The sequence below is a fragment of the Neisseria sp. P0009.S010 genome (assembly GCF_051958545.1).
GTDB classification, from domain to species: domain Bacteria; phylum Pseudomonadota; class Gammaproteobacteria; order Burkholderiales; family Neisseriaceae; genus Neisseria; species Neisseria subflava_A.
Genome location: NZ_JBQCVH010000011.1, coordinates 14138 through 31416, shown reverse-complemented (window position 1 = coordinate 31416; position 17279 = coordinate 14138). Strand labels below are relative to the sequence as shown.

Sequence of the window (17279 nt, the reverse complement as noted above, 5' to 3'; positions counted from 1 at the left end):
ACGACCGTCTATGCCGACAAAGGCTATGACAGTGAGGAAAACCGGCAACATCTGAAAGAGCATCGGCTGCAGGACGGCATTATGCGCAAAGCACACCGTAATCGTCCGCTGTCGGAAGCGCAAACCAAACGTAACCGATATTTGTCGAAGACCCGTTATGTGGTCGAACAAAGCTTCGGTACACTGCACCGTAAGTTCCGCTATGCCCGGGCAGCCTATTTCGGGCTGATTAAAGTGAGTGCGCAAAGCCATCTGAAGGCGATGTGTCTAAACCTGTTGAAGGCGGCTAACAGGCTAAGTGTGTCTGTTGCCGCCTAAAAGGCGGCCCGGATGCCTGATTATCGGGTGTCCGGGGAGGATTAAGGGGGTATTTGGGTAGAGTTAGGGAGTGATTGGTGGCGGAAACAGCCGAAAACCTGTGTTGGGGTTTCGACTGTTGTGGGAAGGGCTTTTTTGCCAAGGTCTCAGGCGGCATCATCACGTCTGGCCAAAGCGCAGAAGACGAAGGCAAAAACCGCTTTCAGACGGCCACCCTCACCCATAGCGACATTCAAAACTACAGCCGATACGAAGGCGAAAGTTTTGGATTGGGTGCCAACGTTGCCGTAAGCGGCAAAACACTGGGGCAGAGCGCACAAAATAAGCCTCAAGACAAACACCTGACAAGCGTAGCCGATAAAAACGGCGCAAGTTCATCAGTAGGCTACGGCAGCGACGGAGACAGCAAAAACAGCACCACCCGCAGCGGCATCAACACCCGCAACATACACATCACCGACAAAGCGGGACAACTTGCCCGAACAGGCAGGACTACCAAAGAAACCGAAGCGCGTATCTACACCGGCATCGACACCGAAACTGCGGATCAACACTCAGGCCGTCTGAAAAACAGCTTCGACAAAGACGCGGTGGCCAAAGAAATCAACCTGCAAAGGGAAGTAACACAGGAGTTCGGCAAAAACGCCGCCCAAACCACAGCAGCCGTTTCCGACAAACTCGGCAATACCCAAAGTTACGAACGGTATCAGGCAGCCAAAACCCTGCTGGAGGCCAAACTGCAAAATACGGACAGCGAAGCCGAAAAAGCCGCTATCCGCACATCCCTCGGTCAAGTAAACGCCTACCTTGCCGAAAACCAAAGCCGCTACGACACCTGGAAAGAAGGCGGCATAGGCAGGAGTATCCTGCACGGAGCGGCAGGCGGACTGACGACGGGCAACCTCGGCGGCATACTGGCCGGCGGCGGCACTTCCCTTGCCGCACCGTATTTGGACAAAGCGGCGGAAAACCTCGGCCCGGCGGGCAAAGCGGCGGTCAACGCACTGGGTGGGGCGGCCATCGGCTATGCGGCGGGCGGGAATGCAGGTACGGCGGCAGTAGGGGCGAATGTCGATTGGAACAACCGGCAGCTGCATCCTGATGAAAGGGCTTGGATAAAACAAAATGCCAAAGCATTTGCAAAACAAGAAAATGGCGGGAAGGAACCTACCGCCCAACAAGTTGCCGATGCTCAAAAACGCTTAGTGCATCAAGCAGTCAAAGAAACCGATTTATTTTGGATGCTGACTTTAGAAAAGGTAACTGATTTACCTGCAAAAGACTTTCTTAAAAAAGCCAGGCAGACCTTTCTCAATGAAGATGGCAGGCAACAGCGATTCTTCACTACGGAAGGCAAACAATTTGTCCGACCGGAGGTTTTTGCACCGGAGGCCCAATCAGACCTTGTGTTCTACCGAAACAATTTACACTCATCCAAAAATAGCAGCATTACCCAAGGCGCGAAGGATTTGGCTTCGGAATTTGCAAAAAAATCCTGGAAGGAAAAAATACAAAATCCACGAAAAACTATTACTAGAGGAGTACTCAACTCTTTACCTGTATACATTGTAGGTTCAAAGGCGGTGGATACCTTTAAAGATGTCCAAAACTGTGCAAACGACTTTGGACGATGCTGGGACAATGTCACCGAGGCCTTCCAGTCACCTGGAGCAGGTACTGCTTCCTTAATCTTAAATGACTTGCAACCGATTTACGGACAAGACGTCCGAGGTGCGCAAGCCGCACTGATCGGACTTCAATCGGTAGAAAATTTGACTACGGCCGTCGGAGCGGGCAAGGTATTGAAGCAGGTTGTCAAACCAGGCGTTAACAGCTTTAAGCGCATGCTGGACAAAGACGCCCGGGGAGAAGCAGCTAAAAAAGACGATCCGCCGAAACCCAACTTTGACAAAAAAACAGATCCACCGGCAGATCCGCAACCACAGGAAACATACCCCAAACGTGATGCAAATGGGCGTTATCACGACGAACTCGGACGTTTTATGCCCGATCCGGGGAGAGCTGCCACTGCTTTAAAACGGCCGAATTTGCGCAAACCGATAAGGGACAGTGTGTATGACCGGTATATCAAACTGCCTGACGGCAGCTATGCAGAAAAAGGAAATATCTCTAATATTATCAAACCACCCGTCCACATCGGACACAGATACGGTTGGGAAAACCGCCGTTTGATAAAGGCGGCAGATGAATTAGGCATGACGCAGAGCCAGTTGAATGAGTATGTGAACGACCCGAAAAGGACGAAAAAATTGTTTGCTCTGCAGAACAAGGCGGAAAACGAATCTCACGACCCCAGGTTTGAAAAACCGGGGCGGGGTGATTTGGGTACAATTAAACAAGATATGAGGAACTTTTTAAATGGTAAATAATTTAACACCTCCCAGTTTTGAAGAAAAAATTGCGGAAGCTGAAGAGCTAGGTGATATTGCTTTCCTTCAAAAGGCGGAAAGCGAGGGGAAATTAGATCCATTCCGTATTTCTCCTAATGAAAAATGGAATAGCCTGCATAGGGCTAATATTTGGAATCCATCATCACCTGAAACTATACGGTTTTACATAGACAAAGGTGTCCCTGTAAACGCCCAAGACATCTACGGCATGACACCGCTGCATTACGCGATGCGGGCAGAAAACGGAGATGCGGCCATGGTACTGTTGGAGGCCGGAGCGGATCCGAACATTGAAACCTATACCGACCAAGGAATTCCTTTGGCCATGATAGGCGGCATCCCCGACAGACTGGACGTTTTAAAAGCCATGCTGGACAAAGGTGCAGATGTGCATCACCCGGTCAAGAATGCAAACATGTCGCTATTGGATTTTATGAAGACTTATTTTTCCGATGACCAAAGTTTGAAACCGGTTATTGCCCTAATGGAGCAATATGCCTGATGCGCCATAGGTAAGGATAGCTCTCCCGCGAAATCCAGCTCTATTTGGCAAGAGCAAGCCGTAGCCCATATGAAACCTAAACTCAACAAGTAGGATGTGTGCGGAACGCACGCATGCGGTTCTCAAGGTTTGAGCCAAGAGGTCATCTGAAACAACAAATACGGTTTCAGACGACCTTTCTTTCAACAAGTAGCCACAGCAATCAGACAAAAGCAGTCCACCGCCACACCCATGTTGGCAGTATGGTCGGCACAACCACCATCCGCAGCGGCGGGGATACCACCCTCAAGGGTGCGCAGCTTATCGGCAACGCGAATGTGTGCGGAACGCACATATGCGGTTCTCAAGGTTTGAGCTAAGAGGCCGTCTGAAACAATAAATACGGTTTCAGACGGCCTTTCTTTCAACAAGCCACCACAGCCATCAGACAAAAGCAGTTCGCCGCCACACCCATATCGGTAGCACGGCTAGCAAAATCATTATCCGAAGCGGTGTAGAGACAACTCTAAGACGACAAATTTTGAACGTCATAGCCTTTCGGGTATGACATTAAGGGCCGACATGATCAAACAGCGCGAAATCCATCTGGCCATACCCGCACAAACTAATAAGGAGTAAAGATTGCAGTTACAACGTGTGGTAGAGTATGGCAAGAGTCAAAACATTACAGTCAAAATTACGGAGATCAAATAATGATTTTTAAACAGGATCAAAATTATTGGGCAGTTTTTTATGCTAATGAAGAAGCTCTGATTGTTCAAACATGTTCAGGTTTGGGGTTAACGGCAATAGACCACCTATATCCTCCCCATATCCTGCCATTGGATACCGACAATGGAACTTTAGGCACGACAGTCTTACAAGCATTGGCGAACAGCAGGACGTTAGACAACGAAGCTGAACGTATTGATTTTTTAAAACAGGAAAGTTTTAAACCACGTTATGAGGATTGGGTTGCCAACCTATGCGGGAACTTGGGCTATAAAACCAGACGCGCCCTATTTAAAAACATGATGAGCGTGGATATTTGGCTGCACAACGGCTGCCTGAAAATCAGCCCAAGCCGCCATGTCAAGCTGGAAGCGTGGGATGCCATTGATGCAGACAATGTAATTTTATCATTGGATAACAGTCCTGAAGAAATCGGAGCAGGTTTAAAGTTGGCATTGAGCCGCTGCCGATAATATTTGGCAAAAGTCGTCTGAAAGCCGGAAAAATGTTTCAGACGACTTTTTTATCACACTCAAGGCCAGCGTGCGTACCGCACACACCTTACCTGCATAGGTTTAATGCGGGCTACGGCTTGCTTGGAAGGATATGTGAATTAAAATTTAAAAAAGTTGACTTTCCCGTTCCTAATACTAATTGGAAAAATTCTATTGATGTCTTGAATGAATCAGGTAATGTTAATAGACCACGTTATAGGAGTAAATAAAAATGGCAATTTGGAATTATCGGTACTACCTTATCCCATCAGCTGCTATCAGAAATAAATTTAATGCAAATAAAGATATCATACTTGATGAGTATCGATCTAATGGTTTTCAGAATTTTAATGAGAATAAAAGTTTTGAAAATTACTTTATCGATAATGATTTTATATTATTATCAATAATAAATGAAGCAAAAAAAAAAGCTTAAATCGAAAGAGTCTTGGGATAAAGATGCAATCATGTTTTGTGATAATTTTGGTAATAGTCTTACCGTTTGGCCAGATGATATAGAGTGTGAACTTGATTTAAGATTTGATTATACTAAATTTATTCAGAAAACCATTGACTGGGCAATAAAATATAATTGTCTACTTGTAATCGAAAAAACAGGAAATGTAGTTTCCCCTAATATAAATAATCTAATTTATGAAATAAAAGCATATTTGGAAAGCAAGCCGTGGCCCATATGAAACCTAAACTCAACAAGTAGGATGTGTGCGGAACGCACGCATGCGGTTCTCACGGTTTGAGCCAAGAGGCCGTCTGCAAACAGAAAAACCGTTTCAGACGGCCTTTATTTAATGTGCCGATCTTGCGCGGGCTATAAAGCGCAGTTGTCCAAAAAGGTATATTAATAGGCAAATACAAAAAGGAGGCGAAGTCAATTTTACTACCTTCAAACATTTTCAATTTGGAGTATTGCCATGATAATTAATTATCAAGAAGCAAAGAAAATCGCAGTATCTTTTTTCAGTCAAATAGAGCAAGAAATGGGAATTTCATTGTTAATAGTTGAATCTCATGTATGAGAAAATGATGACTAGGTGGTTTTCCCATATCATTCAAAAGAATATTTAGAAACATTTGCAAAGGTCTCTATCAGCCTCAACAATCACTATTAAAATGTGCTCCGATGTTCTCTCTCCGCCTGTATGCGGCTTGGGCAAGGGCGAGGCTGCATTCGAGTAGGTTGCGGTTTTCGTATTCGGACGCGGTGTATGGCTCGGCTTGGTTTTGCTTCCAAAACTGCAGTTGGGCGATGGCGCGGCGCAGGTCGGTATCGTTGCGTATGATGCCCAGATGGCGTTGGTTGAAAGCTTGCAGGGTGGGTCGGCTGAATACGTTTTGGAGGCCGTCTGAAAAGATGTCTGTTTCGGCGGAGGGGCTTTCAGACGGCCTTTGGAATGGTTCGGTTTGGAACGCTTGTCTGTCCGCGATGGTTTGGGCGGCAAGTCTGGCGGTAACGACACATTCGAGCAGGGAGTTGCTGGCAAGGCGGTTGGCTCCGTGCAGTCCGGTACAGGCGGTTTCGCCTAAGGCGTAGAGCTGCGGCAGGGAGGTTCTGCCGCAGGGGTCGGTTTGGATGCCGCCGCAGGTGTAGTGTTGCACGGGGCGGACGGGGATGGCTTGGCGCGTGATGTCCAAGCCGTGTTGGGACAGGCAGTGCCGATGGATGGACGGAAAATGCCGGCGGACGAACTCTGCGGGTTGATGGCTGATGTCGAGTGAGACGAAGTCTTGCGTTTGTTTGGCGATTTCGGCGGCGATGGTGCGGGCAACGATGTCGCGCGGCGCAAGTTCGGCGCGGCGGTCGTAATGCGGCATAAACCGTTCGCCCGCTTGGTTGGTCAGGATGCCGCCTTCGCCGCGCACGGCTTCGGAAATTAGGAAGGTGCGGCCGTTTTCAGACGGCCTTGCCAAGCCTGTGGGGTGGAATTGGATAAATTCGAGGTTTTCGACTGCGCAGCCTGCGCGTATCGCCATAGCGATGGCGTCGCCCGTGCATTCGGGCGGCGTGGTGGTGGCGACGTAAATCTGTCCCAAGCCGCCGCCTGCGAGTACGGTGTGGCGGGCACGGATGCGGTAGGTTTCTTGCGTTCGGCAGTCGAGGACGGTCAGTCCGCACGCTGCGCCTGATTCGGTTTGAACGTCCAACGCCATCTGCCGCTCGTAAACGCGGATGTTCGGGTGGCAGCGTATTTGGGCAATCAGGCTCTGCATGACGGCTTCGCCCGTGTAGTCGGCAACGTGGGCGATTCGGCGGCAGGTATGCCCGCCTTCGCGCGTCAGGTGCAGGTCGTTATGATTCCGGTCGAACGCCACGCCCTGCGCCAGCAGCCATTCGATTGCCGGTTTGCCCTGCGACAGGATGGTGCGGACGGCGGCTTCGTCGCACAAACTCGCGCCCGCTTCTAAAGTATCGGCAACGTGTTTTTCAATGTCGTCCTCTCCCGACCACGCCGCCGCAATCCCGCCTTGGGCATGACGGCTGGCAGTGTCGTCCAGCTGGTTTTTGCACAAAATGACGATGCGGAACGATTCAGGCAGCGACAGGGCGAGCGTCAGTGCCGCCAGCCCGTTTCCGGCAATCAATACGTCGCAATCGGTTTGCATGGTGTTGTCCTTGTTTAAGGGGTCGTCTGAAACAGCAATATTGACGGCAAATCAAGCGGGGCCCATGCCGTTGAACACATCTTTTTTCTTCAGCCCTGCCGCGAAGTCGAGCATACGCTGCAAAGGCAGTTTGGCGGCTTTGCCCAGCTTTCTATCCAACAGGATTTCGTTGCACCCGCTTGTCAGGGCATATTTGATGCCGCCCAGCGAATTCATCGCCATCCACGGGCAGAACGCGCAGCTTTTGCAGCTTCCGCCGTTGCCCGCCGTCGGTGCGGCGATAAATTCTTTGTCGGGCGCCTGCTTTTGCATTTCGTGCAGGATGCCCAAATCGGTCGCCACGATGAATTTTTTTTCGGGGCGCGATACGGCGGCTTTCAGTAGTTTGCTGGTCGAGCCGACCACATCGCCCAGTTCGATGACGCTTTGCGGCGATTCGGGATGAACCAGCACCACGGCGTCGGGATGTTCCGCTTTCAACGCCGCCAGCTCCTGCCCTTTGAATTCGTTATGGACGATGCATGAACCCTGCCACAACAGCATATCCGCACCCGTTTCGCGGCGGATGTAGTCACCGAGGTGGCGGTCGGGCCCCCAAATCAGCTTCTCGCCACGTGATTTCAAATACGACACGATTTCCAACGCCACCGAAGACGTTACCACCCAGTCGGCACGCGCTTTTACGGCAGCGGAAGTGTTGGCGTACACTACGACCGTACGGTCGGGGTGTTGGTCGCAAAACGCTGAAAACGCCTCTTCCGGGCAACCCAAATCCAAAGAACATTCTGCTTCCAAATCAGGCATCAGCACCGTTTTTTCAGGGCAGAGGATTTTCGCACTCTCGCCCATGAAGCGTACGCCCGCCACCACCAGCGTATCGGCTTCATGTTCCGCACCAAAACGCGCCATCTCCAACGAATCGCCCACGCATCCGCCTGTTTCCAAAGCCAAATCCTGAATCAGCGGATCGACGTAATAATGCGCCACCAAGACCGCATTTTTCTCCTTCAACAAAGCCTTGATTTCGTCTTTCAGACGGCCTGCTGTTTCTCGGTCGGGCGTGTCGGCAACCTTCGCCCATGCCTGACGGATTTGGCAGGCGGAAGTCGGCGTTTGGATGAGTGGCATATCGTAATCGAACGAGCGGCGGGCGGCGGTTTGCATGATGTTTCCTTGTAGCTGGTTTTCAGACGGCATGAAGGTTTGCCGTTTATATTTTGAAATAGTTTTATATTATGCTCAAATTGAGTATAATATGCAAGGTCGTCTGAAAACCGCTTTGGTTTACAATAAGGTTTTCTCTTGAATGAAAGCCACGCATGGATGCCTATCCTGAAACAGCGGCCAATACGCAAAGTATCGTCGAACTGGTTCCTGTACTGATCGCCATTACAAACGGCAGCTTGAGGGTTTTGACCGTTGCCCAAGGAGCGCTGCTGCCCAACGGCCTGCTTGCTCCGCTTCGCCACTCCTTGCAGGCAGGGGTCAGGATGTGGGTCGCCAAGCAGACATCTCAGCCTATGGGTTATGTAGAACAGCTTTACACCTTTGTCGATACGCGCCGTCAAAACGAGCAAGGCCTGCCTGTCTTGTACGTCAGCTATCTGGGGCTGGTGCGCGAGGCCGCCGACAGCATCCTGCACCCGGATGCTAAATGGCAGGACTGCTACTGCTATTTTCCGTGGGAAGATTTGCGCACCGACGGCGGGCTACGCGATACCATCGTCAGCCGCCTGCGCATTTGGGCAAACTCGGCGGATACGGAGGAAGTGCGACAGAAGCGGCTCAAGCGCATTCATTTGTGCTGGGGGGTAGAACCTGAAAATTGGTCGGAAGAATACGTTTTGCAACGCTATGAAATGCTGTATGAAAGCGGCCTGATAGTGGAAGCCGCCGAGCCGCAGGCAAACTTCGACTTCGCACTCACGGGGCAGCCCATGCGCCACGACCACCGCCGCGTACTGGCGACCGCCCTGTCCCGCCTGCGCGCCAAAATCAAATACCGCCCCGTGATTTTTGAACTGATGCCGCCCGAATTTACATTGCTGCAACTGCAAAACAGCGTCGAAGCCATCAGCGGCAGATTGCTGCACAAGCAAAACTTCCGCCGCCAGATTCAGCAGCAGAACCTTATCGAGCCGTCAGATACCAGCGTATCAGGTAGTAAAGGCCGTCCTGCACAGCTTTACCGCTTCCGAGATGACGTTCTGCCCGAACAGCTGATTTCTGATATCGGACTGCCGCTGGGCAGCCGTTAGCCCGTTTTCAGACGACCTATAGTGGATTAACAAAAATCAGGACAAGGCGACGAAGCCGCAGACAGTACAGATAGTACGGAACCGATTCACTTGGTGCTTGAACACCTTACCAGGAACTATGGAAGTTTTAAAAAAGATTGGCACCACAGGCAACTCAGCCACAGGCAAACTTTTTCCAGATTTACCTCGCACAAATAAGGGATGGACTGAAAAAACACAAGTGCAATTCAAGCTTGAAGGCCAAGGAAAACCACATGTGAATAAAGGAAAAGGGGTAGTCAATACAGGGCTGGGGAAATCTGGCGGTAAAGAAACTTTTGAGAAACAGATTATTTATTTTGAAAAAATTGGAGACGTAAAATGAGTTATTTGATTTTGGATGATGATATGTATTTAATCTATGATTTTAAAAAAGTCATGAAAAGAGAAAAAGAATTTATTGAAAAGACAAGATTATTATCATTAAATGACGAAAGTATCTTTGGCATCAAAAAAGACAAAGGCTTATTTGCATCAGAGGAATGGTGGAGTAATATTGATTCCGGACAGATTATCACCAGAAGCGTTTCCGGAGTGATATCGTCAATATATGAAGCGGGAATGGAACGAAGAAATATACCGAATAGTTTTAGTTTTATAGATGGTGAAGGCATCGTAAGGAATGAAAGTATGTATATGATGAATAAATCCGACAGACATTTATTTTGTGAAGGGAAAAAAATTGCTATTTTTTACGCGTATGACGAATTAAAAATATCAAAACAAAGAAAAGGAGACGTAATTGATTTGGAAAACAACTATGTTGAGCAAGTCATTGAAATGGCAATTTCAAAATAATCAGATGACGCCGGAGAGAATTGTTCTCTTTGAGCTAAGGCGAGGCAAAGCCGTACTGGTTTTTGTTAATCCACTATAAAATGAAGTTTTGCCCCATCGGTACAACATCAATATTTTTCAACAAAGGAAACCCCATGTCGTCTGAAAACACCCTCTTCCCCCTGCCCGATACCCTATTGCGCCCCATGGTAGAACAAGCCTTGAGCGAAGATTTGGGCAGGCGCGGCGACATTACGTCCGCCGCCGTCATCGCCCCCGATAAAACCGCCAAACTTTTCCTCGTCAGCCGCGAAAACGGCGTTATCGCCGGCATGGACTTGGCGCGCCTCGCCTTTCAGACGATGGATCCGTCCGTCCGCTTCCAAGCCGAAATCCGAGACGGACAAGCCGTCCGCGCAGGTCAGACGCTGGCTGCCATCGAAGGCAACGCCCGCGCGCTGCTCGCCGCCGAACGCACCGCGCTCAACTACCTCACGCACTTAAGCGGCATCGCCACCGCTACCGCTCGCGCAGTAGCCGAAGTTGCCGGTTACAATGTGGACATCGTGTGCAGCCGCAAAACCATCCCACTGCTTCGCGTCCTGCAAAAATACGCCGTCAGAGCAGGTGGGGGTGTGAACCACCGCATGGGCTTGGACGACGCCATCCTCATCAAAGACAACCATCTTGCCTATTGTGACAGCATCGCCCAAGCCGTACGGCAGGCAAAGCAAGCAGTCGGACCGTTGACCTGCGTGGAAATCGAAGTGGACACGTTGGCACAACTGGACAAAGCTATCGTGGCGGGCGCAGAACGGATTTTGCTGGACAACATGGACGACGAAACCCTGAAAAAAGCGGCAAACCGCTGCCACACGCAAACTGCCCACCCCCACACCGTCTATTGCGAAGCATCGGGCGGCATCGGCTTCGACCGACTGAAGCGCGTGGCGCAAACCGGCGTGGACGGCATCGCCCTCGGCTATCTGACCCACAGCAGCCATTCGTTGGATATAGGTTTGGATTTCGTGGCTTAAATTTCGAGTTTGCTATAAAGCAAAGGCCGTCTGAAATATAGACGTTTCATTTTCAAGCAGCCTTTTTGCTTCCAAAGCAGAAGATATAAAAATTATGCAGGGTAGCTTCAACCTTCATATAACATGAAAGAGTAGGGCATAACTAAGCCATCATGTAAAAAGCCGTCTGAAACCCAATGTTCAGACGGCTTTTTACTCCCAAAATGATTAATTGATCATTACCATTTTCCAGTTATCCCAATACGGATTGTCCTACCTGGTGCAGGCAGGTAAGAGCGACTCATCGGGTCGAGGTAGTAGCGGTTGGTCAGGTTGCTGCCCACCAGCTCGGCAGTCAGGTTTTTGCCGATTTTGTAGCGCAGGTAGGCATCCCATACTGCAACAGGCTGCCAGCGCATATAGTCGGGGTCTGCCTGTTTTCCATTACCTGCTTGGTCGTAATATACCTGAAAAATCGCCCTGCGGTATTATTCAGCTTAATAATCAAGTAAGTCTTTTGCGGCTTATCGTATGTAGGAAAACTGCTACAATAATAACCATCAATAAACCATCCCTTGAATCTATTCAGTCTACCTGAAACTCAAAAAGCAGCATGCACATGGTTTTACAGAAACCCTGTAAACAGCAAAGCTATCTCTTTAGAAAACGCATAAGGAAAACAACATGAATCTAGCCATCACTGGCTCCAGCGGCAACATCGGCGGTATGGTCGCCCGTCATCTGAGCACATGCGGCCTGCCGCTTATCCTGCCGCTGCGTAACCCCGCCAAAGCGCCCAATCTCACGAACTGCGAGGCGCGACGGTTTGCCTATGGCGATTTGGAGCTTGCTAAGCAGGCTTTAAATGGGGTGGACGTGCTGTTTATGGTGTCCGCCGCCGAAAGTCCGATGCGCGAACAGGAGCATTTGACTTTGGTGCAGGCTGCTTCGGAAGCGGGCGTGAAGCATATTGTCTATCTCTCTTTTGCTCAAGCGGCGTTGGACAGCACCTTCACGCTGGCGCGTACTCATGCGGTTACCGAAAATGCAATCCGGCAAACAAATATGCGCTACACCTTTCTGCGCGACAATTTTTACAGTGAGATGATGGCAACAATTGCTAATGCAGACGGCATCATCGCAGGCCCAGCCGACGACGGGCGCGTTACCTGCATTTCACAGCGCGATGTCGCCCAAGCAGCGGCAAACGTTATCGCCGACATCGCATACGGCAACCACCGCCACGACAATCAGACCTACACGCTGACCGGTTCCCAATCATTAAGTTTTGTTGAAATAGCCGCCGTCTTAACCGAAATCACCGGCAAACCGCACTGCTACCACAATGAAACTGTGGAAGAAGCCTTCGCCAGCCGCAAAGCTGAGTATCCTGACACGCCCGATTGGCAGATTGAAGCCTGGGTTTCTACCTACACTGCCATTGCCAAAGGCGAGCTTGCTACCGTTTCAGACGACCTGCCGCAGTTGTTGGGACGCGCACCGATTAGTTTTGAAGACGTAGTAAAGGCACAATATGCAAAATAATCTTGTCCCATTTATCGAGTTTCGTGGCACAGGCAAGCATTATGACGGCAAATATGCTGTGCGCGATTTGGATTTGACCATTTATCAGGGTGAATTTTTCGTGTTGGTAGGTAGCTCGGGCAGCGGCAAATCCACCACTTTACGCATGATTAACGCGCTAATTGAACCGACCGATGGCAACGTTTATCTGCACGGGAAACGGATTAAAGACTACGACATCCGCCAGCTCCGCCACCAAATTGGTTACGTATTGCAGCAAATCGCACTTTTCCCCACCATGACCGTCGCGGAAAATATCGAACTCATGCCTGACGTACTGGGCTGGCCGAAAGCCGAACGCAAAACGCGTGTGAATGAATTATTGGAGCTGGTGGAACTTGACCCTGCGCACTACCGCGACCGCTATCCGCACGAACTTTCCGGCGGTGAACAGCAGCGCATCGGTATTTTGCGAGCCATTGCAGCCAAGCCTCAAGTTCTGCTGATGGACGAACCGTTTTCAGCACTTGACCCGCTGGTACGCACCGTGCTGCAAGACCAAATTGCTATGATTCACCAAAAATTTGGCACCACTATCGTTTTCGTTACCCATGATATGCAGGAAGCCGCCAAACTCGCTTGCCGTATCGGTGTAATGCATAATGGCAAACTGGTACAAATCGACACACCTGAAGAAATCAAAAAGCAGCCGGCAAATGATTATGTGCAATCGCTGTTTTCCACCGCCGATGCACCCGATGCCGAACGCATCATCCACCAATTCTTACGGTTGGATAAACAGGGACAGGAAGCTGTGAGAAGGGCAGTGTTATGATGGTGAAGGCCGTCTGAAACCTCTTTCAAGGCGCTAATACCTTGCTGTAAAGCAAACATAAACATCTATTATTCAACGTACTAAACATAAAATTTAAAACTATGTTCTCATCCCTAAACGTTACCCTGGCAGAACTCTGGCAAATGCTGCTTACGCATTTATGGCTTTCCGGCCTGGCTTTGCTCGCGGCAGTGGCAATTGCGGTGCCTGCCGCCGTGTTGTTTGCGCGCAGACAGCGGGCAGCGGAAGCGGTATTGCAGTTTACCAATATATTGCAAACCATTCCGTCTTTGGCGCTGCTGGGTTTGCTGATTCCGTTTGTCGGTATCGGTTCGCCGCCCGTCTTGATTGCGCTCACGCTATACGCGCTGTTGCCTATTTTTCAAAATACCTATTTGGGGCTGACCCAAATCGACCAATCGATTCAAGATGCGTACACCGCATTCGGACTATCGCGCTGGCAATCATTGTGGCGGATTGAACTGCCGATGGCTTTGCCTGCCATGATTTCGGGCATTCGCACGGCGGCAGTGCTGATTGTCGGCACGGCAACTCTGGCGGCGTTAATCGGAGCAGGCGGTTTGGGCAACCTGATTCTGCTCGGTATCGATCGCAACAACATGACAATGACGTTTACCGGCGCATTGCTCTCCGCATTATTGGCTGTCGGTGTAAGCGGCATTATCGGGCTGTTGCAGAAATCACGACGCAAGTTGCCGATTATTCTTGCATTGGTGGTGGGCTTCGGCGCACTCGGTCTGTCTCAGATTTCATTTACACCTGCTACAAAAAACGTGGTGGTTGCCGGCAAAATGGGGAGTGAGCCGGATATTCTGATTAACATGTATAAATTATTGATTGAACGTGAGAATTCGAACGTGAAAGTCACAGTCAAACCTAATTTTGGCAAAACTACTTTCCTGTTTAGCGCACTGAATAGTGGCGAAATCGATATTTATCCTGAATTCACCGGCACAGTGCTGGAAGCCTTAGTACAAGTACCAACTGAACAGAAGAACCGCCATCTGTCGCCAGATGAAACCTATCAACGGGGCAAACAATTATTGGCGGAACAATATCAGCTAGAGTTTCTGCCACCAATGTCTTATCAGAACACTTACGCGTTGGCGGTCAAAGAAAGCTACGGTGCATCGCACCAACTGAAGACAATCAGCGACTTGAAGCAGGTAGCGCCCAATATCCGAGCAGGTTTCTCACTGGAATTTATCGACCGAGCGGATGGCTATAAAGGCATGCAGGCAGCCGGTATCACGCTAAAACATATTGTTAGCTTGGAACCTGCCTTACGCTATACGGCATTGTTGAATGACAAAATCGACCTAGTGGAAGCCTTTTCCACCGATGCAGAATTGAAACAATATCAATTGCGCCTACTGAAAGATGATATTTCCCTGTTTCCTGCTTATCAGGGTGCGCCATTGATGAAAGCAGAATTTGCTGAAAAAAATCCTCAAATTGTGACCGCACTTAACCGACTGGCGGGAAAAATTAGCGAAGAGGAAATGAGTGAGATGAACTACCGCGTGAAAGTGCAAGGCGAAAGCGCGGAAAACGTAGCGCGGGAGTATTTGGAGAAAAATGGGTTGTTAGGAAAGTAAAATTGGCAGTAGGCTACCTGAAAGCATCAGATTCTTAGGGAGGTATTATGAAAGCCGTAAAAATCTATCAAGCCGGCGGTCCAGAGCAACTGATTTATCAAGACGTGCCAACACCTGATATCAAAGAGAGTTGGTCACTGGTAAAAATCAAAGGCTTCGGCATCAACCATTCCGAGATTTTCACACGCGAAGGCAAATCGCTGTCTGTCCAGTTTCCGCGTATCTTGGGCATTAAATGTGTAGGCCAAGTGACGCCTTTAGAATAAAACAGTGGTCTGAATTGGTTTCATGGATATTGATAAAGAGAAGGTCGTCTGAAATTCTTCAGACGGCCTTTTATATTTGAATCATCATTGACTTTAAATACATTGAATATCAACGGCAGCTTTATTGAAACTAGGCTACGACTGCTGAAATTCCTTGCGAAATGCCAACGGTGTTTTCTGCATTTCTTTCTTAAAAAATTTGCCGAAATGCGTAGCCTCTTCAAAGCCGAGTTGCCACGCGATTTCTTTGACGGACACTTTCGTATAAGCCAACAATCGCTTGCTTTCCAATAAAATTCTTTGATTAATGAACTGTTTTGCTGTTAGCCCCGCATATTGTCGGCAGGTTTGGTTCAGTGTTTTTTCGTGACATGAAAGCGCATCAGCGTAAAACGCCAGTTGGTGCTGTGTGGAAAAATGCGTTTCCAGCAACGCACAAAATGCCTGCCAACGCTGCTTTGGGAGGTCGGGCAGGGCGTTTTGCGGCGAATACACCGACGACAGCCAAGTTAAAAATACACCGAGTTGCTGCTGTACCAGCTCGGCTTTTGCCGATTGCGCCAAATCGTCCGCATAGCGTAAATCAGAGAGGGTATGCATCATCTGGGTGAGCAAAGGCACGTGTTGCGGCGCCACCTTGCCTTGGGATGGCAGTTGTCTCAACTTGTCCGAAATATTGGAGGTCAGTATTTGTGGCGCAAAGGACATTCCCCATCCGTCCCAGTCTGCCACACCTGTAAAATGGTGAATTTGCTTAGGGCGAATCAGCAGCCATTCGCCTGTTTGCTGTACCATCTCGGCAAAGTCCAAAATGTGCCGACATTCTCCCTGTTGCACCCAAATCCACACAAAATATTCAAAGCGGTGTTGTTGCTCAAGTTGGGTTTTAATGGCTGCATCTGCTGCTGTTTCACTTTGGTAAAACACTTGTGCAGTGCAAATTTCCAGACCGATTTCGTCTTCCGATGTGATATTTTGGATAAAAGGTTTGTTTTTTACCATAAATAAGCCATTTTTTACTTTTAATTCAACAAAATTATACCATAAAATACCACCATAAATTAAACAAGAGGTAAACAAAATGGTAAAAACAGCACTCATTACAGGCGCATCGAGCGGCATTGGTTTGGAATTGGCAAAAATTCACGCACAGCAAGGCGACAATGTGGTTTTGGTCGCACGCTCCCAAGACAAGTTAAATAAAATTGCCGAAGAATTGACCGCACAATTCGGTATTAAAGCGTACGTTATTGCTATCGATTTAGCAGAATCTAATGCTGCCGAACGCATTTTTGAGCAAACCCAGGCGTTAGGTATTCAAGTCGATTATCTGATCAACAATGCAGGTTTGGGCGGGCATGGCAAGTTTGCCGAGCGGGATTTGGCAGATGAAATGCATATGGTGCAAGTGAATATTATCGCGCTGATGTCGTTAACCCGACTGTATCTGCCGTCCATGTTAGCGCAACAGTCAGGCAGAATTTTGAATGTTTCGTCCACCGCATCATTTATGCCCGTCCCTAATCAGGCAGTGTACTACGCCACCAAAGCTTTCGTAACTTCATTCAGTCAAGCCGTAGCACAGGAAGTGTCTGTAAGTGGTGTGACAGTTACGGCACTTTGCCCGGGCGCAGTGGCAACGGGCTTTGTGGCTGCAGGCAATTTGCAGGGCGTGGCCGCCTGGGATAACGCAAAATCTGCGCAATCCGTGGCACAGTATGGCCACAAGGCGATAATGCGCGGCGAATTGGTGGCATTTAACGAAGGAAAACTGCGTTTTATGTTGGATTGGATCATTCCGTTCCTACCACGCCATTTGGTACTAAAAATGTCGCAAATGGCGATGGAGAAGAAATAATTTCTTTATCATAAAAAATCCCCTAACGC

The 17279-nt window shown here is 49.2% G+C and carries 17 protein-coding genes and 4 pseudogenes; 17 read left to right on the top strand and 4 right to left on the bottom strand.

Going from position 1 to position 17279, the window contains the following annotated elements; all coding sequences use genetic code 11:
* From ACTHSN_RS10310 to ACTHSN_RS10275, 8 genes and pseudogenes are all read left to right on the top strand, one after another.
* Positions 1-318, top strand: a 318-nt coding sequence (locus tag ACTHSN_RS10310) for a transposase (RefSeq protein WP_440365301.1), incomplete at its 5' end; no start/stop codon positions are given.
* 143 nt (positions 319-461) lie between these two features.
* Positions 462-1431, top strand: a pseudogene (locus ACTHSN_RS10305) (hemagglutinin repeat-containing protein); the annotation flags it as partial.
* A gap of 128 nt (positions 1432-1559) precedes the next feature.
* Complete coding sequence (locus tag ACTHSN_RS10300; RefSeq protein ID WP_432760686.1) at positions 1560-2708, top strand: GH-E family nuclease; 1149 nt, start codon at positions 1560-1562, stop codon at positions 2706-2708.
* Complete coding sequence (locus ACTHSN_RS10295) at positions 2698-3231, top strand: ankyrin repeat domain-containing protein (RefSeq protein ID WP_070461578.1); 534 nt, start codon at positions 2698-2700, stop codon at positions 3229-3231. Before ACTHSN_RS10300 ends, ACTHSN_RS10295 begins: the two co-directional genes overlap by 11 nt.
* A gap of 113 nt (positions 3232-3344) precedes the next feature.
* A pseudogene (locus ACTHSN_RS10290) lies at positions 3345-3539 on the top strand (hemagglutinin repeat-containing protein); the annotation flags it as partial.
* 235 nt (positions 3540-3774) lie between these two features.
* On the top strand, positions 3775-3849 hold the full coding sequence (locus tag ACTHSN_RS10285) for a hypothetical protein (protein WP_336623262.1): 75 nt from the start codon (positions 3775-3777) through the stop codon (positions 3847-3849).
* 74 nt (positions 3850-3923) lie between these two features.
* Positions 3924-4415, top strand: a complete 492-nt coding sequence (locus ACTHSN_RS10280) for a contact-dependent growth inhibition system immunity protein (RefSeq protein ID WP_107792553.1) — start codon at positions 3924-3926, stop codon at positions 4413-4415.
* A gap of 253 nt (positions 4416-4668) precedes the next feature.
* A pseudogene (locus ACTHSN_RS10275) lies at positions 4669-5134 on the top strand (hypothetical protein).
* 415 nt (positions 5135-5549) lie between these two features.
* On the opposite strand, the gene nadB reads toward ACTHSN_RS10275, so the two are convergent.
* Positions 5550-7058, bottom strand: a complete 1509-nt coding sequence (gene nadB, locus ACTHSN_RS10270; RefSeq protein ID WP_070461577.1) for an L-aspartate oxidase — start codon at positions 7056-7058, stop codon at positions 5550-5552.
* Between the two features lie 51 nt (positions 7059-7109).
* Positions 7110-8222, bottom strand: coding sequence for a quinolinate synthase NadA (nadA, locus tag ACTHSN_RS10265; protein WP_070461581.1), 1113 nt, complete (start codon positions 8220-8222; stop codon positions 7110-7112).
* 155 nt (positions 8223-8377) lie between these two features.
* Here nadA and ACTHSN_RS10260 point away from each other — a divergent pair, with 155 nt between their 5' ends.
* The 4 genes from ACTHSN_RS10260 (at position 8378) to nadC (ending at position 11169) form a co-directional block, all read left to right on the top strand.
* A complete protein-coding gene (locus ACTHSN_RS10260; protein WP_070461576.1) occupies positions 8378-9316 on the top strand; it encodes an NUDIX hydrolase in 939 nt (312 codons plus the stop codon).
* Positions 9317-9434: 118 nt separating this feature from the next.
* Positions 9435-9680, top strand: a complete 246-nt coding sequence (locus tag ACTHSN_RS10255) for a hypothetical protein (protein ID WP_070461575.1) — start codon at positions 9435-9437, stop codon at positions 9678-9680.
* Entirely contained in the window at positions 9677-10153 is a 477-nt protein-coding gene (locus ACTHSN_RS10250; RefSeq protein ID WP_070461574.1) for a hypothetical protein, read from the top strand. The genes ACTHSN_RS10255 and ACTHSN_RS10250 overlap by 4 nt, the downstream gene beginning before the upstream one ends.
* Before the next feature lie 134 nt (positions 10154-10287).
* Entirely contained in the window at positions 10288-11169 is an 882-nt protein-coding gene (nadC, locus tag ACTHSN_RS10245; RefSeq protein ID WP_107769070.1) for a carboxylating nicotinate-nucleotide diphosphorylase, read from the top strand.
* 218 nt (positions 11170-11387) lie between these two features.
* Here nadC and ACTHSN_RS10240 read toward each other — a convergent pair.
* Positions 11388-11570 (bottom strand): annotated as a pseudogene (locus ACTHSN_RS10240) (hypothetical protein); the annotation flags it as partial.
* Positions 11571-11832: 262 nt separating this feature from the next.
* Here ACTHSN_RS10240 and ACTHSN_RS10235 point away from each other — a divergent pair.
* The 4 genes from ACTHSN_RS10235 to ACTHSN_RS10220 all read left to right on the top strand — a co-directional run bounded on the left by ACTHSN_RS10235 (position 11833) and on the right by ACTHSN_RS10220 (position 15392).
* Entirely contained in the window at positions 11833-12693 is an 861-nt protein-coding gene (locus tag ACTHSN_RS10235) for an SDR family oxidoreductase (protein WP_070461571.1), read from the top strand.
* On the top strand, positions 12683-13507 hold the full coding sequence (locus tag ACTHSN_RS10230) for an ABC transporter ATP-binding protein (RefSeq protein WP_070461570.1): 825 nt from the start codon (positions 12683-12685) through the stop codon (positions 13505-13507). Before ACTHSN_RS10235 ends, ACTHSN_RS10230 begins: the two co-directional genes overlap by 11 nt.
* A gap of 101 nt (positions 13508-13608) precedes the next feature.
* Positions 13609-15126, top strand: coding sequence for an ABC transporter permease/substrate-binding protein (locus ACTHSN_RS10225; RefSeq protein WP_070461569.1), 1518 nt, complete (start codon positions 13609-13611; stop codon positions 15124-15126).
* Positions 15127-15173: 47 nt separating this feature from the next.
* Positions 15174-15392, top strand: a complete 219-nt coding sequence (locus ACTHSN_RS10220; RefSeq protein ID WP_199900406.1) for an alcohol dehydrogenase catalytic domain-containing protein — start codon at positions 15174-15176, stop codon at positions 15390-15392.
* A gap of 135 nt (positions 15393-15527) precedes the next feature.
* Here ACTHSN_RS10220 and ACTHSN_RS10215 read toward each other — a convergent pair whose 3' ends face one another.
* Complete coding sequence (locus ACTHSN_RS10215) at positions 15528-16493, bottom strand: helix-turn-helix domain-containing protein (protein ID WP_159068523.1); 966 nt, start codon at positions 16491-16493, stop codon at positions 15528-15530.
* On the opposite strand from ACTHSN_RS10215, the gene ACTHSN_RS10210 reads away from it, so the two are divergent.
* Complete coding sequence (locus ACTHSN_RS10210) at positions 16474-17250, top strand: SDR family NAD(P)-dependent oxidoreductase (protein WP_070461567.1); 777 nt, start codon at positions 16474-16476, stop codon at positions 17248-17250. The two genes, ACTHSN_RS10215 and ACTHSN_RS10210, sit on opposite strands and share 20 nt — an antisense overlap.
* The last annotated feature ends 29 nt before the right edge of the window (positions 17251-17279 follow it).